We start from the raw sequence: 15,243 nt of genomic DNA, 5'->3' as shown, positions 1-15,243 counted from the left end.
GTACCAAACATAATAACTCCCTCTTTTAGATTGTTAGTCACCATTAACCTACTGCTTTTCTTTCTCTCGCCATTTTAGGTCCACCTCAAGATTCAGAAAAAAGTAAGTAACAGCTCAATTAGTAAGGGCTCATCATCAGCGAGGGAGGAGGAAACTCCCCTATTAGATTAAAGTTTCACTTTATCCCTTAAGAAAATGAAGGGAATATAAAATGAATCCTAAATATATATAATGAAGCAAAGGATGAATGAACCGTGGGGGGATGACATGGATTCAAAGGAAAAAAGAGAACACTTAAGGCAAAAAGAATGAAAACATAACCCTACAGGCTCTCTAAATGATGGAGTAAAAGTAGATTTAGTAGGTGGCATAGGCTGGAAGGGGACGGGTATATTCATTTTGGTGTTATATCATTACATATTTAGTTGAGAGGCATGTTTTGTGAATGAGTTTCTAGATAATAAGAAGCATTTGTTGTTACAATGAAATAAAAAAGGAGCTGAAAAATAGTGTATAAGATCATTCTTGCCTTAATTGCTATGTTAACAGTGTTAACAGCTTGCAACCGTGCGGAAACAGCTAAAGACAATCATGATGTTACAGTGAAAAAAGAGGAGTCCTCACAACAAGAGAAGAAAGATATAGACCAAACAAAAGATGAACAAACGGCAGAGCAAGTAAAGGAGGAAGAGCCGAAAGAACAATCCGAAAACAATCCGAAAGAAAATGAAAATCATGAGAAGTGGGCTTCATTACCTGAATATAATAAGATTGTTGAACAAATTGGCAACGAAGATTATAACTTTCAAACGGTAACAGATAACGAGGGGAAACGTGTTCTTCACATTCTTGATAAGGATGGCCAAAAGCAATATAAAACAATATTCATTAAAAATACGAATCGCCTTAAAATTATTAAAATAAATGGGGGCGGAATGATTTTTAATGGACCGCTTTCTTAAATCAGATATGTTTATGGATTTCATTAGTGTTGGGAAACGAGAATGAAAAAAGGTGAAACTCTACTTAAGAGGGGAACTTTTAAACGTTCTCCTCTTAAACAAAGTTAAAAATAGCGTGCGACTTCTTTCGCTCTTTTCATAGCATTTTCTTTAATTTCTTCTGCTTTCTCTGGATATTTATTATGTCCCTCGATAAATATTCCTTCAAAGAAAGAGGTTCCGAAAAATTCCATCATCACTTGTAAATAACGGTGTCCCATTTCTTTATGTGCTTCTGGTTCTTCCGAATAAATATCACCGCGTGCTTGAATGTGTAGTGCTTTTTTTCCTGTTAATAGTCCGGTTGCACCTTGTTTTGTATATTTAAACGTTTTCCCAGATACAGCTACAGCGTCAAGATATGTTTTCAAAATAGCTGGAATAGAGAAATTCCACATCGGTGTGACAAATACATACTTGTCCGCCAAAATAAATTGTCCACCTAGTTCAGCTAGACGTCCAACTTTTGAAATTTCAATTGGTGATAACTCATGAAGTGGTATGCCTAATCGGAGCTTTTCCCAACCATTGAATACATCAGTATCAAGGTAAGGAATATCCGCCTTGTATAAATCAAGATGAACAATTTCATCATTGGGATGTAGTTCTTTATATGATTCAAGGAATACTTTCCCGACTTCCATACTGTATGACCGAGTTTCATCAAACGGATGTGCTGTAATATAAAGAAGATTTGCCATTTATTCCTTCCTTTCTAAAACGGGGTCAATTTTTATATTCAACAGTGTAAGTTCTTTTATAGGTATTGTCCAATGATTGGACCCATTGAAAAAGCTATATGATTTTGTGCATATATTCCTTACTCTTGCATCCAGCTTTCAGCCCATTGATTAATCGGACCAAGAATTTTCCCTAGTTCAATTCCCTTTTTTGTTAATAGATATTCTATTCGTACAGGACGTTCCTCTGTTGCGCGGCGAATGACGATGCCATTATCCTCAAGTTCCTTCATTCTTTCTGTTAGCATGCGCTTACTTAAATCTGGAATTGTTGCATGAATGTCACTAAAGCGTTTCGGACCACTCATTAACACATAAATAATTAATCCCGTCCATCTTTTTCCGATTAGTTCGAAACTATTTTTTAATTTAGACCCCACATCAGGTTGTTCCTTCATTTCTCACACCACCTTACACGTAGTTTATGATAGTAAGTTTCTTATGTATTCATGGTAACCAAAATTTATATATGCTTCTGAAATTATATCAATAATGACAGATGTTAACAAAGGGAAACTGCAGCAAAGCATCAAGTGAAATGGATAGTAACGGTGCTGGAAAATAAGAAAAAGATAATAGAAACAAAAACAACGCCCAAATTTGTATTTTTAATATGGACATTTAGAGGGCGGTTTTTTATTTGAAGAAAAAGTATATGTTTTAGCAATATAGTAGAAAGGACTGAAATGAAAATAGGCATTTGATTTGAATGTGCACACTTTATATGTGGTTTGGATTTTATTACCACCAAATATTTATTGACAAAGGATTCGCGTAAAGTTATTATTGGTTACATAAAGTAACTAAACTATAAAAAAGTTATTAGATAAACATTTGTTTTTAGATTATGATAAGGAAGTGTTTTAAACAAATGTTTTCTATTTAAGGGAGGAATGAAACAGATCATCGTTGTCTTATTTGGAGTCAGTGAAGAAAAAATTTCCTCGCTCTTTCTAATTGCAAAGAGACACAAATAACAAGATAAAGAGATAAAAAGTATTGAAAAAAAGTTTTTAGCATTTTTCTTTATATAGAAAAATTAAACTCTCCTCTTTTATGAGGTATAGAAAACAAAGATGAAACTTCATCTAGAAAGGTTTGGAACAATGGATATTTTGTTAGCAATTTTACCAGCGCTGTTTTGGGGAAGTATTGTGCTATTTAACGTTAAACTTGGTGGTGGGCCGTATAGTCAAATACTTGGAACGACTCTTGGCGCACTGATTTTCTCCATAGGTATTTATATTTTTGTTCAGCCTACGTTAACACCTTTGGTGATTGGAGTAGGAATTGTATCAGGTTTATTTTGGGCATTAGGACAAGCGAATCAATTGAAAAGTGTTGATTTAATGGGAGTTTCTAAAACAATGCCTATTTCAACAGGATTGCAATTGGTGTCAGCTACTTTATTCGGGGTGATTGTATTCCATGAATGGTCAACAACAATGTCTGTTATATTAGGTGTTCTTGCACTTATTTCTATCATTGTTGGAATCGTTCTCACATCGTTACCAAGTAAAGAAGAAAAGAATGCAGAACAAGCAGGGAATTTTAAAAAAGGTATTTTGATTTTACTCGTTTCTACATTTGGCTATTTAGTATATGTCGTGATCATACGTTTACTTAATGTAGATGGATGGTCCGCGTTATTGCCGCAAGCAATAGGAATGGTATTAGGCGGAATTGTATTAACATTCAAACATAAACCGTTTAATAAATATGCAGTTCGCAATATTATACCTGGTTTAATTTGGGCAGCTGGAAATATGTTTTTATTTATTTCGCAGCCACGGGTAGGGGTAGCGACAAGTTTTTCCCTTTCTCAAATGGGGATTGTGATCTCAACTTTAGGTGGAATTTTCATTTTAGGTGAGAAGAAAACAAAACAGCAATTCATTGCGATTATCATTGGAATTATTTTCATTGTCGCAGCTGGAATTATGTTAGGAATCGCGAAAGGATAAAAAGGAGGAATATATTATGTATACAGATTTAAAAGGAAAAGTAGTTGTTATTACAGGTGCATCAACAGGATTAGGAAGAGCGATGGCAATTCGTTTTGGAGAGGAAAAAGCAAAAGTTGTCGTTAACTATTATTCAAATGAAGCAGAAGCAAATGAAGTAGTAGAGGCAGTTAAAAAAGCAGGAGGAGAAGCTATTGCTGTACAAGGGGATGTCAGAGTGGAATCAGATATGATTCATCTGGTTCAGGCAGCAGTGAAAGAGTTTGGAACATTAAATATCATGATCAATAATGCTGGTATTGAAAATCCAGTGGCTTCCCATGAAATGCCGCTAAGCGATTGGCAGAGAGTAATTGATACGAATTTAACAGGTGCTTTCTTAGGAAGCCGAGAAGCAATTAAATATTTTGTTGAGCACGATATTAAGGGTAGCGTTATTAACATGTCTAGTGTTCATGAACAAATTCCATGGCCATTATTTGTACACTATGCAGCAAGTAAAGGTGGCGTGAAGTTAATGACAGAAACGCTAGCTTTAGAATATGCACCAAAAGGAATTCGTGTAAACGCTATTGGTCCAGGTGCAATCAATACACCAATTAATGCTGAAAAATTTGCAGATCCAGAAAAACGTGCAGATGTTGAAAGCATGGTTCCGATGGGACATATTGGAGAATCAGAAGAAATTGCTGCGGTTGCAGCGTGGTTAGCTTCCGAGCAAGCTAGCTATGTAACAGGAATTACATTATTTGCTGATGGCGGAATGACTCTATATCCATCATTCCAAGCTGGACGTGGTTGATTTATAAAGTGAAACTTTAATCAGTGGGGGTTTTTTTCATCCCCCACTGATTATGAGCCCTCACCAATCGGGCTGTTACGGGCAGTTAATCTCCCACCTATCTTCTTTGCTTCTCTCTGAATCTTGAGGTGGGAGTCTTACTGCCCGTTAATGTGGGATAAAAAATGAAAGAGGGTCAATCCTCTTGAAATAACAAGCCCGCAGAGATGATTTCTTTACTCTACGGGTTTTGTTATTTTAATAAATAGACAAAAAGAATGGGTTTTATAACTTGATTTTATTTTTGTTTGTATATATAATTAAATTATAAACTTACTATTAATAAGTAATTTATTTTTAGTATTAATCTACATATTTTTTAGCTTTAAGATAAAAATTGGAGGGACTTAAGATGGCAAAAGATTTTTATACAGCAATTGAAGACAGAAGATCTGTTTATGCAATTAGTAAAGAACAAGTAGTTTCTGACGAAAAAATTCAAGAGGTAATTCAGCACGCTGTAAAGCATACACCTTCAGCTTTTAACTCTCAAAGTGCACGTGTTGTTGTTTTACTAGGAGAACAGCATGATAAATTATGGGATCTGACAAAAGAAACATTGCGAAAAATTGTTCCTGAAAACAATTTTGGAGCAACTGAAGAAAAAATGAACGCATTTAAAAGCGGTTATGGAACTGTTTTATTCTTTGAAGACAGCAAAGTAGTGGAAGGGCTTCAAGAACAATTTGCATTATATAAAGACAATTTCCCAAAATGGTCTGAGCAATCATCAGGTATGTTACAATTTGCCATTTGGACAGCATTAGAAATCGAAGGATTCGGTGCAACACTACAGCACTATAATCCATTAATTGATGATGAAGTGAAAAAAGAATGGAATGTTCCAGGAAGCTGGAAACTCATTGCACAAATGCCATTTGGTAAACCAGTAGCACCAGCTGGAGAAAAAGAATTCCAACCATTAGAAAATCGCGTAAAATTTTATAAATAAGAAATGAAAAGAGGCTGCCTATCAAATTCATTGATAGGCAGTCTTTTTTTGTATATATCTAAAGTTTTGATTTTCACATTTCCTTAATTTGTTATACTGAAAGGAATAACAAAAGAAAAGGGGATATTGCCTTTGATTAAATTTTTAGTTTTAGTGATTCTTACATTATTTTTAATTCCATGGACAAGAGGGAGAAAAGCACTTCGTACCGTGGATAAAAAAGATTCTGAGACAGTTATAAAAAAGAAGGCTGCACCTGTTTTAGCCATTCCCGTTTTTCTTTGGATTGGCATTGCAATCTATGAATATTTTTGGCTAATCGATGACCGTGTAGACTCGATTCTTACGCATTACACGGTTGTTATTGCAGTACTCATTGGAATGGTTCTCGTGTTGCAAGGTAGAAGAGGGAGATTAGAAGTTAAGGTGAAAGCAAGTGTAATGCTAGTTTTACTTTTAGCTTACGGTTATTTTACTTATGTACATGATATCGTAATCTCACAAAATAAATATGATTCTGTTATAAAGGTAGAAAAAGATATTTCAGAGCCTTTCACAGAAAATGATCAGCCGTTTACCGTTCCACCGAAAACAGCGGAAAATAAGATGAAGAAGGTATTTGGTGATATTCCAAAAGTAGCCTACTTTGAATTAGGAGAACTTACTCCACAAATGGTAGATGGGAAAGCTTTGTATGTGGCTCCAATTGAGGTTTCAGGATTTTTTAAGGCACGTAAGGCAGGAACGATTCCTGGTTACGTGACGATGTCAGGTACAAATCCTGATGCGGAGGCGAAATTACATCTTGGGTATAAAATGAAATATGTACCAAGTATGTTTTTTGGTAATCATTTAGAACGTGTTGTTCGAAAGGCAGAGCCAAATCTTATTTTTAAAGGGAAACCGAAGTTTGAAATAGATGATAAAGGAAAACCGTATTATACAATGACATACGGTGAATTTATTTCTGGGCGATCTGGATTTGAAGTAAAAGGCGTTGTCGTTGTGGATGCACAAACAGGTGATGTAAAGCGATATGATAAAGGAAAAGCACCTAAATTTATTGATGGTGTGTTAAATCATGAAACGGCATCCATATTAAATACGTACTTCGGTAAGTTTGTGCATGGTTTTTGGAATACGAAATTTTCTCAAAGTGATGTGAAGATTCCAACTGAATGGGGAACAAAAGAAGGAGTAACACCAATCTTTGGGAAGGACGGAACATTATATTACTTTACTGATTTTACTTCTCCAAAAGAAGGGGTCGATTCTGCTTTAGGTTATTCTTTAGTAGATGCACGTACAGGGAAGCTGTATTACTATAATGGAAAAGAAGTAAAAGGAATTATGGATGGCTCAGCTGCGACAGAGGTAGTAGATAATTCTTTTAAGAGAGAGAAATGGCACGGAACGATGCCGGTTATTTATAACGTGTATGGGAAGCCTTCTTGGATCGTGCCTGTTATTGATGATGGCGGTTTAGTGCGAGCACATACAGTGATTTATGCTTCCAATGCAAAAATATTTGCGACAGGTTCCACTCAAAAAGAAGCACTAGAGAAATATAAGAGTGTGCTAACTGGAAGTGGAGGTTCATTCCGTCCGACTTCTAGCGGGAAAGAAGCTCAAAAAGAAGGGATTGTACAGCGTGTTTATAAGGAGAAATCGGGAGAAAATACGCTTGTCTTCATCTTATTAGAAAATGAGAACAAAGTATTTATGGTTTCTGCAAAAGACTTCCCGTATGCGATGTTTACTGAAGTAGGAGATTCCATTAAAATGACGTATTTGGACACAGGGGAAACGATGTCTTCAGTATCTAAATTCACAAATGAAAATTTAAAAAAGTAGAGCGATAGATTTTCTATCGCTTTTTTATGTTATAAAAAGGAAAGTAGCATATACTTGACGTATCTTTATTGATGTAACTATAATTGTTACGTTTGTTTGAAATATATCAATTTTATCTTATATTTATAGTAGAAAGGATGAATGTTACAAGTGAATGAAATGAATCATGGTGTATATAAGCCTGTAAAAACAAACAGGTTTTGGATGATTATTGTTTTAGGGACACTCACAGCAATTGGCCCATTATCTATTGATATGTACTTGCCTTCATTGCCAAAATTAATGGGGGATTTGCAAACGAGTGCCTCCCTTGCTCAGCTTACATTAACAGCATGTTTACTGGGGCTTTCAGTAGGGCAATTATTTGTTGGCTCCATTAGTGATATTTATGGACGGCGTAAACCTTTAATTATTGCCCTTATTATTTATGTTGTATCTTCTTTACTTTGTGCGGTTGCTCCATCTATTTGGACTCTAGTTCTGTTACGATTTCTACAAGGAGCGTCAGGTTCAGCGGGTATTGTCATATCGCGTGCGATGGTACGTGATATGTATGCAGGTCCTGAGATGACAAAGTTCTTTTCATTGCTTATGTTAGTAAATGGAGTAGCACCGATTTTGGCACCTATTATTGGTGGACAATTGTTGCAATTTACTTCGTGGCATGGTGTGTTTATTGTTCTTGGTGCAATCAGTATCTGTATGTTAATATCAGCTGTTTTTGTACTACATGAGACACTGCCATTTGAAGAAAGAGTAACAGGCGGATTAGCAGGGACGCTATCGATATATGGGAAGTTATTGAAAGACCGCTTATTTATGGGATATGCCGTATCACAGGGATTTGTTTCAGCGGCGATGTTTGCCTATATTTCTGGATCGCCGTTTGTGCTGCAAAATATATATGGAGCATCGCCACAAGCATTTAGCTTATTTTTTGCGATTAACGGAATCGGTATTATTATTGCTAGTCAAATTACGGGCCGCTTGGCAGGAAAGTTAAGTGAAAAAACACTATTTGTAGTAGGTATTGGAATTGCGGCTGTTGGAGGCATTTCCTTACTACTTACGATTGTATTTGGAATCGGATTAATCGGTGTATTATGTTCTTTATTTCTTGTTGTGTCGAGTGTCGGCGTTGTATCAACAACAGGTTTTTCGCTTGCGATGAGAAATCAAAAACAAGCGGCTGGAACAGCTTCTGCATTACTTGGTCTACTACAATTTATCTCCGGGGCACTTGTTGCACCTTTAGTAGGTATCGGGGGAAGTAATACAGCGTTTCCTATGGGTGTTGTTATTGCGTTATGTGAAGTAGGCGCCGTTTTATGTTATTTACTCATGGCAAAGCCTAGTGAAAGAAAACTTGTATTGCAGGAAAAACAAGATATAGACGCATAAAAAAGAGGTGATTCAAACATAAATTGAATCACCTCTTTTCGCATGATAACTATGGTGAGATTGGCTGCATAAAGTGACGATACTGTGACAAAAATGATGGTATGTGCATAGAAAATGACGGTCAAAAGTGCAAAGTGTGAAGTGTTCTCGTTATAATAACAAGTGGAGATATGACGTAAGTTTCTATAGAAAGATTGTCAGGTAGATAAAAGGAGAGTAAAAGATGAAGAAAATATGGGGCATAGCCTTACTTGGGAGCATGCTGCTTTTAGCAGGGTGCGGTGGAAATCAACATACAAAGGAAACAAAAGAAAATGTGCAACAATCAGCAGATGAAAAAGAAGCTATGAAGGTATATCAAGGTGTACATGAAAAGTATGATGAGAAAATGAATAAGGAATTAAATCAATCTTTGCAATTATGGGGACAAGCGAAGGAAAAAGGCGGGAAATCGATATCCAACAAGCAATTTAAAGAAGATGTTCAGAAAGTAACAAAGAGCATGTTAGAAGACATTGAGCATATTCGCACAGAAATTCGCGTACCAAAGTCAAAAGAACAAGAGCATAAGTTATATGTAGGGTTCTTAAACGAAACAGAACAAGCGATGAAAAAGCTAGATCAATTAGCAAAAGAAGAAGACTCATCATTAATTCGTGATATAGAAGTTCATTTTTCAACAGCTTCTACATACTATAAACGTTTTCAAAAAGAAGCACAAAACTAACCTTGCATATTGCAAGGTTAGTTTTGTGTATGGCAGATTATTTCTTGTCGAAACGTCGATAGAATGGAAAGATAGATATTCCTATTAAGTAAAAATGCAAAAACTGATTTTTCTAAAAATATCCATTTGGATTGACTTTTTGTTTTTTCAGAATTATAATTCAAAATATACAATTCGAACTACAGAATAATATAGTAATTTACTTATCCAGAGAGGTAGAGGGACTGGCCCTATGAAACCTCAGCAGCGGGTTCTGAAAGAAGAATACCGTGCTAATTCCAGCAAGCAACCAAAGCTTGAAAGATAAGTGATAGGCATAGAATAGATTAAAAAGCCTTGATCTTATTTTTTAAGATCAAGGCTTTTTATATTGCGGGATAAGGAGAGGAATTGGCAAAAATTTGCGAATAAAACAAGGTAAATTTATGTGTTTAGGGGGTTATATTGGTGTATGTTGTAAAAAAACTATCAGTTATGGTGTTTACACTATGGGTTATTATTACAGCTACTTTTTTAATTATGCATATTATACCTGGTGATCCGTTTTCATCAGATGCAAAGATTTTTCCTGAGGAAGTTGTCCAAAATATGAGGGCTAAATATCACCTCGATGAACCTTTATGGAATCAATATGTAGCTTACTTGGAAGGGGTTATTCATTTTGACTTTGGAGAATCTGTTCAGTCCACGGGTCAAGGAGTAGCAGAAATCATAACAACTGGCTTTGGTCCATCTGCTGTTATTGGATTACAAGCATTTGTTATTTCGTTGTTAGTTGGAATTGCAGCTGGAACGTTTGCGGCTTTATATCATGGGAAAATAATTGACTATAGTGTGAGTCTACTGGCGATTTTAGGGATCTCAATCCCAAGTTTCATCTTAGCGCCGTTATTTATTCAGTTGTTTGCAATTCAGCTTGAGTTGCTTCCGGTTGCCTCTTGGGGAACATTTGCTCATACTATATTACCTTCCTTTGCGTTAGCGCTTGGGCCGATTGCCGTTATTACAAGATTTGTTCGTTCGAATATGATTGAAGTTTTACAAAGTGAGTATATTAAACTAGCACGTGCAAAAGGAATACCGATTCGAGCAATTATTATAAGACATGCGCTTCGAAATGCGATTGTTCCGGTTCTTACTTTTGTCGGACCACTTATGGCTGGTTTGTTAACAGGAACATTCGTGATTGAGAAAATATTTTCCATTCCAGGGTTAGGAAAATATTTTGTAGATAGTATTTTTAACCGAGATTATCCAGTTATCATGGGAACCACTATTTTTTATAGTGCACTGCTCATTATATGCATTTTCGTTACGGATATCATTCATCGTATGATTGATCCGCGCATTCGTTCTATTACGTGAGGAGGAAAATTAAAATGGGGGCTTACGAAATTGATGATCAGTTATTGACGGCTGAAGATAAGAAAACATTAACAGCTAATAAAGAACAGCAAACGATTAGTCGGAAAAAGGAAGTATTTCAAAAACTCATATCAAACCCAATAGCAATGATAGGGGGAGTCACTTTACTTTTAATCGTTATTTTCTCTCTTATTGGAGAAAGTTTAACGCCATATAGTGCAAATGAGCAAATAAAAGAAGCAACAAACCTCCAACCAAGTAGTGAACATTGGTTTGGTACAGATGATTTAGGAAGGGATATTTGGGCACGAACATGGGCTGGTGGGAAAATTTCATTAGCAGTCGGATTGATCGCAGCAGCTCTTGATATCGGATTAGGTGTACTGATTGGTGGTTTTAGTGGATATGTGAGAGGGCGTAATCGTCTCGGTACGTTAATTGATGAGTGGATTGTAAGAGGAATCGAAGTGATGTATGGTATACCGTATTTATTAATTGTTATTTTACTATTAATTGTTATGAAGCCAGGACTTTTTACAATTATTCTTGCTCTTGCATTAACAGGTTGGATTGGAATGGCACGACTTGTACGAGCGCAAGTGCTGTCATTAAAACAAAAAGAATTTGTCATTGCCGCTGAGAGATTAGGAACATCTCATATGAAAATTATTTATAAACACCTAATTCCGAATTTAACTGGAATTATTATTGTGAATTTATCTTTTACGATTCCATCTGCTATTTTCTCAGAATCATTTTTAAGTTTTATCGGATTGGGTGTACAATCGCCAGCAGCAAGTTGGGGAACGATGACAAACGATGCACTAGGAACATTGTTAAGTGGGGAATGGTGGCAACTGTTTTTCCCAGCGTTACTGATTGCATTAATTATGTTTGCTTTTAATGCGATTGGAGATGGTTTGCAGGATGCGATTGATCCAAAAATTGTGAAACAAAATCGGAAGGAGAAAAAACATGGGACAGCTCTTATCTTTAGAAAACGTAACGTTAGCCGTTGAAAAAGAGGATCGTAAACAAGCGATTGTAAAACATGTTTCTTTTTCCATTCATGAAGGTGAAATTGTTGCACTTGTAGGAGAAAGTGGTTCGGGAAAAAGTGTAACAGCGCAATCGATTATTGGCTTAAATCAAGAGTCAATTCGCACTGAGGAAGGAAAAATTTCCTTTCAGAATAGCGAATTAACAAACTTGCAAGAAGCTGAATGGAATCACATACGGGGAAAAGATATTTCTTTTATATTTCAAGACCCGCTTTCTTCATTAAATCCAACAATGAAAGTAGGAAAACAAATTACAGAAGTGATCTTGCAGCATGAAAAGAAATCAAAGCAAGAAGCAAAAGCAATTGCGATTCAGTTATTAAATGATTTAGGCATACATGAAGCAGAAAAGCGTTTCGAGCAATATCCGTATCAACTAAGTGGCGGTATGAGGCAGCGCATTTGTTTAGCAATTGCGTTCGCTTGTCACCCAAAGCTCGTAATTGCGGATGAGCCGACAACAGCGCTGGATGTAACAATTCAAAAACAAATTATGGGGTTATTAAAAGAGAGAAAAGAAAAACAACATACAAGTATTCTATTAATTACACATGATCTTGCGCTTGTGCGTGAAGTAGCTGACCGGGTTGTTGTGATGTATGGCGGCCGTGTTGTAGAAAAAGGAACGATTCAAGAAGTCATTGAGTCACCGAAGCATCCGTATACGAAAAGTTTATTACAAGCTATTCCGAATATGGACGATTCAGAGAAGATATTGCGGGCGATCGATGGAACAACACCATCGCTTGAAATATTAAATAGCATTGGATGTCCGTTTGTGAACCGTTGCCCAGTTGCGATGAAAGAATGTGTTCATCGCTTCCCAGAGAAAACAGTATTTTCGCCGGAACATAGTTCATTCTGCTGGAAACATATTATTGAGCAGCGTAAAGAGAAAGCGAAAGAGAAGGTGAGCGCTTCATGACGACAGAGCTAATTACAGTAAAACAGGTGACGAAAACATATGGGAGTAAGGAGAAGGAGCTTACGGCGCTGAAAGATATATCACTATCCATTCCAAAGGGAACTACACTTGGCATTATTGGAGAAAGTGGTTCAGGGAAAACAACGCTTGGTAAGTTAATAGCTGGTATTGAAAAACCTTCATCAGGAGAGATTGCGTATAACGGTCAAATTGTCCATGCGCTGAATCGAAAAGAAAAGCGAGATTTTTTACAAAAAGTACAATTTATTTTTCAAGATTCTACCGCGGCTTTAAATCCGCGGTGGAAAGTTCGAGATAGTGTTACAGAAGGATATATTTCATTTGGGTTAGGCGATAAGAAGGAGAAGGATAGAGTTGCTGGTGATGCGTTAGAACGCGTCGGATTAGATAGAGGGTATATCGATCGCTATCCGCATGAATTTAGCGGCGGGCAACGTCAACGGATTGCTATTGCTAGGGCGCTTATATGTGAGCCTGAAGTGTTAATACTAGATGAACCAATTTCAGCATTGGATGTTTCCTTACAAATTCAAATTGTTCATCTCTTGCAGCAAATTCAAAGAGAACAGGGCTATACATATTTATTTATCGCTCACGATTTACCGATGGTTCATTATTTATGTGAAAAAGTAGCTGTTTTATACAAAGGAGAACTTGTTGAATTTGGAGATACGGATGAAGTATTTCGTAATCCACAACACTCTTATACAAAAACATTGTTAGAATCGACACCAAAAATTTCAGGCTAAAGGAGAATGTAGAATGAAGAAGTTTTTACTTTTTGCCATTATGACAGTTTTAGCGATTGCTTCTGTCGGCTGCGGTAAAAAAGAAGCGTCAAAGGCAAGTGCAGATAAAGGAGATCGCTTAGTAACAAATATTAGTAGCGACCCATATACACTTGATTCAGCAATTGCGACAGATAGTACGTCAAGTTATGTAATTGGACATTTATTTAGTGGTCTATATACAAAGGATACGGATGGAAAATACCAAAATGAGTTGGCAGAGAAAGAAGAAGTAAATGCAGATGGAACAGAATATACAATTCATTTAAAGAAAGATATAAAATGGTCAGATGGTTCACCTATTACGGCTAATGATTTTGAATTTGCATGGAAACGTATATTAAATCCTAAAACAGGATCTATGAATGCAACAGAAATGTATTTTATTAAGGGCGCAGAAGCGTATAATACTGGAAAAGGGGAAGAAGGACAAGTAGGTATTCAAGTGGTAGATTCGCAAACTTTAAAAGTAGCGCTTGAACATCCAGTTGCATCTATCAAACAACAATTAGCGAGTTCTTTATTTATTCCACTTTCAAAGAAATCTATTGATGATAAAAATAAATTAAAAACAAGTCCAAAAGAATTACTTACAAACGGACCATTCAAATTAAAAGAATGGAAGCATAACCAAGCAATTATTTTACAGAAGAACAAAGAGTTTTATGATAAAAAAGTAACATTAAAAGAATTGGAGTTTCGTATTATTCCAGATACTAATACGGCGTATCAATTGTATAAGTCAAAAGAACTAGACTTATTAGGCGGATTGCCACAAGAGATGGTTGAAAAAGAAAAGAAAAATAAAGAATATAAACGCATTGCAGGATTTTCATCTTACATTTATTCATTTAATGTTGAAAAAGAACCGTTTACTAATGCAAAAGTACGAAAAGCATTTGCGTTAGCGCTTGATCGTAAATTTATTGTTGAAAAATTGTATAAAGGGAATGCACAAGAAGCATATGCTTTTGTTCCAGAAGGAGCGAAAACACAAAGCGGCCGTGATTTCCGTAAAGAAAAAGGGGATTATTTAAAATTTGACCCAGCAGAAGCGAAAAAATTATTAGAAGAAGGCATGAAAGAACAAGGATGGACAGAACTTCCTCAAGTAACATTGAAGTATACAACAGATACACAGCATAAAAAAGTAGCAGAAGCAATGCAAGAAATGTTCAAGAAAAATCTTGGTGTAGATGTAAAAATAGAAAATAAAGAGTGGAAAAGTTACATTGATACGTATAAACAAAGTGACTTTCAATTAGCTTATATGGGATGGGGTGGAGCTGTAGATCCAGCTAAAAAACTTGAATTATATGCAGGTGATGGACCGAATAACTATGCAAAATGGCATAATAAAGAATTTGATGCTTTAATAAAAGAAGCGAAAGTTGAAAGAGATGAAGAAAAGCGCTTTGATTTATTGCATAAAGCAGAAGATATTATGTTTGCTGAAACGCCATTAATCCCAATTTTATTCCCATCATCATCCTATTTACAAAAAGAATCAGTGTCTGGGGTTCAGTATGATGTTGGAGGTGAGCCAGATTTACGTTATGTGAAAATCAAGAAATGATGAAAAAATAAAGAAGTAGGCAAACGC

At 35.9% G+C, this 15,243-nt stretch carries 14 protein-coding genes, 1 pseudogene and 1 riboswitch; of the genes and pseudogenes, 13 read left to right on the top strand and 2 right to left on the bottom strand.

The window, feature by feature from the left end; translation table 11 throughout:
• The first annotated feature begins 267 nt into the window (after positions 1-267).
• Both MR063_RS15380 and MR063_RS15375 read left to right on the top strand, forming a co-directional pair.
• Positions 268-429 (top strand): annotated as a pseudogene (locus tag MR063_RS15380) (DUF6366 family protein).
• Between the two features lie 80 nt (positions 430-509).
• Positions 510-962, top strand: a complete 453-nt coding sequence (locus tag MR063_RS15375) for a hypothetical protein (protein ID WP_242199140.1) — start codon at positions 510-512, stop codon at positions 960-962.
• A gap of 104 nt (positions 963-1,066) precedes the next feature.
• Here the strand turns inward: MR063_RS15375 and MR063_RS15370 are convergent, their stop codons facing one another.
• Together MR063_RS15370 and MR063_RS15365 are read right to left on the bottom strand one after the other, a co-directional pair.
• Positions 1,067-1,702 carry an FMN-dependent NADH-azoreductase gene (locus MR063_RS15370; RefSeq protein WP_242199139.1) on the bottom strand — a complete coding sequence of 212 codons (636 nt, stop codon included), beginning with the start codon at positions 1,700-1,702 and terminating at the stop codon, positions 1,067-1,069.
• A gap of 119 nt (positions 1,703-1,821) precedes the next feature.
• The gene (locus MR063_RS15365; protein WP_242145399.1) at positions 1,822-2,139 is read right to left on the bottom strand and encodes a winged helix-turn-helix transcriptional regulator; all 318 of its coding nucleotides are present in this window, start codon (positions 2,137-2,139) and stop codon (positions 1,822-1,824) included.
• Positions 2,140-2,847: 708 nt separating this feature from the next.
• Here MR063_RS15365 and MR063_RS15360 point away from each other — a divergent pair.
• From MR063_RS15360 to MR063_RS15310, 11 genes are all read left to right on the top strand, one after another.
• Positions 2,848-3,705 carry a RhaT/GlcU family sugar-proton symporter gene (locus MR063_RS15360; protein WP_242145426.1) on the top strand — a complete coding sequence of 286 codons (858 nt, stop codon included), beginning with the start codon at positions 2,848-2,850 and terminating at the stop codon, positions 3,703-3,705.
• A 16-nt stretch (positions 3,706-3,721) separates the two neighbouring features.
• Positions 3,722-4,507 (top strand): glucose 1-dehydrogenase, encoded by a 786-nt coding sequence (gene gdh / locus MR063_RS15355; RefSeq protein ID WP_242145398.1) that lies wholly within the window; start codon positions 3,722-3,724, stop codon positions 4,505-4,507.
• Positions 4,508-4,898: 391 nt separating this feature from the next.
• A complete protein-coding gene (locus MR063_RS15350; protein ID WP_242145397.1) occupies positions 4,899-5,498 on the top strand; it encodes a nitroreductase family protein in 600 nt (199 codons plus the stop codon).
• A 135-nt stretch (positions 5,499-5,633) separates the two neighbouring features.
• A complete protein-coding gene (locus MR063_RS15345; protein ID WP_242199198.1) occupies positions 5,634-7,352 on the top strand; it encodes a DUF3981 domain-containing protein in 1,719 nt (572 codons plus the stop codon).
• Positions 7,353-7,493: 141 nt separating this feature from the next.
• Positions 7,494-8,753: a multidrug effflux MFS transporter gene (locus tag MR063_RS15340; RefSeq protein ID WP_242199138.1), complete on the top strand. Its 1,260-nt coding sequence runs from the start codon at positions 7,494-7,496 to the stop codon at positions 8,751-8,753.
• Positions 8,754-8,976: 223 nt separating this feature from the next.
• On the top strand, positions 8,977-9,480 hold the full coding sequence (locus MR063_RS15335; protein WP_242199137.1) for a hypothetical protein: 504 nt from the start codon (positions 8,977-8,979) through the stop codon (positions 9,478-9,480).
• A gap of 200 nt (positions 9,481-9,680) precedes the next feature.
• Positions 9,681-9,790, top strand: a riboswitch (SAM riboswitch).
• A 137-nt stretch (positions 9,791-9,927) separates the two neighbouring features.
• Entirely contained in the window at positions 9,928-10,845 is a 918-nt protein-coding gene (locus MR063_RS15330) for an ABC transporter permease (RefSeq protein WP_242199134.1), read from the top strand.
• A gap of 14 nt (positions 10,846-10,859) precedes the next feature.
• Positions 10,860-11,864, top strand: coding sequence for an ABC transporter permease (locus tag MR063_RS15325; protein ID WP_242199132.1), 1,005 nt, complete (start codon positions 10,860-10,862; stop codon positions 11,862-11,864).
• A complete protein-coding gene (locus MR063_RS15320) occupies positions 11,821-12,831 on the top strand; it encodes an ABC transporter ATP-binding protein (RefSeq protein ID WP_242199130.1) in 1,011 nt (336 codons plus the stop codon). The genes MR063_RS15325 and MR063_RS15320 overlap by 44 nt, the downstream gene beginning before the upstream one ends.
• Complete coding sequence (locus tag MR063_RS15315; RefSeq protein ID WP_242199127.1) at positions 12,828-13,601, top strand: ABC transporter ATP-binding protein; 774 nt, start codon at positions 12,828-12,830, stop codon at positions 13,599-13,601. Before MR063_RS15320 ends, MR063_RS15315 begins: the two co-directional genes overlap by 4 nt.
• A 13-nt stretch (positions 13,602-13,614) precedes the next feature.
• Positions 13,615-15,216, top strand: coding sequence for a peptide ABC transporter substrate-binding protein (locus MR063_RS15310; protein WP_242199125.1), 1,602 nt, complete (start codon positions 13,615-13,617; stop codon positions 15,214-15,216).
• Positions 15,217-15,243: the final 27 nt, after the last annotated feature.

Source organism: Bacillus cereus group sp. BfR-BA-01492 (genome assembly GCF_022662815.1).
In the GTDB taxonomy this organism is placed as follows: domain Bacteria; phylum Bacillota; class Bacilli; order Bacillales; family Bacillaceae_G; genus Bacillus_A; species Bacillus_A cereus_BD.
This window is presented reverse-complemented; position numbering and strand designations above follow the sequence as displayed.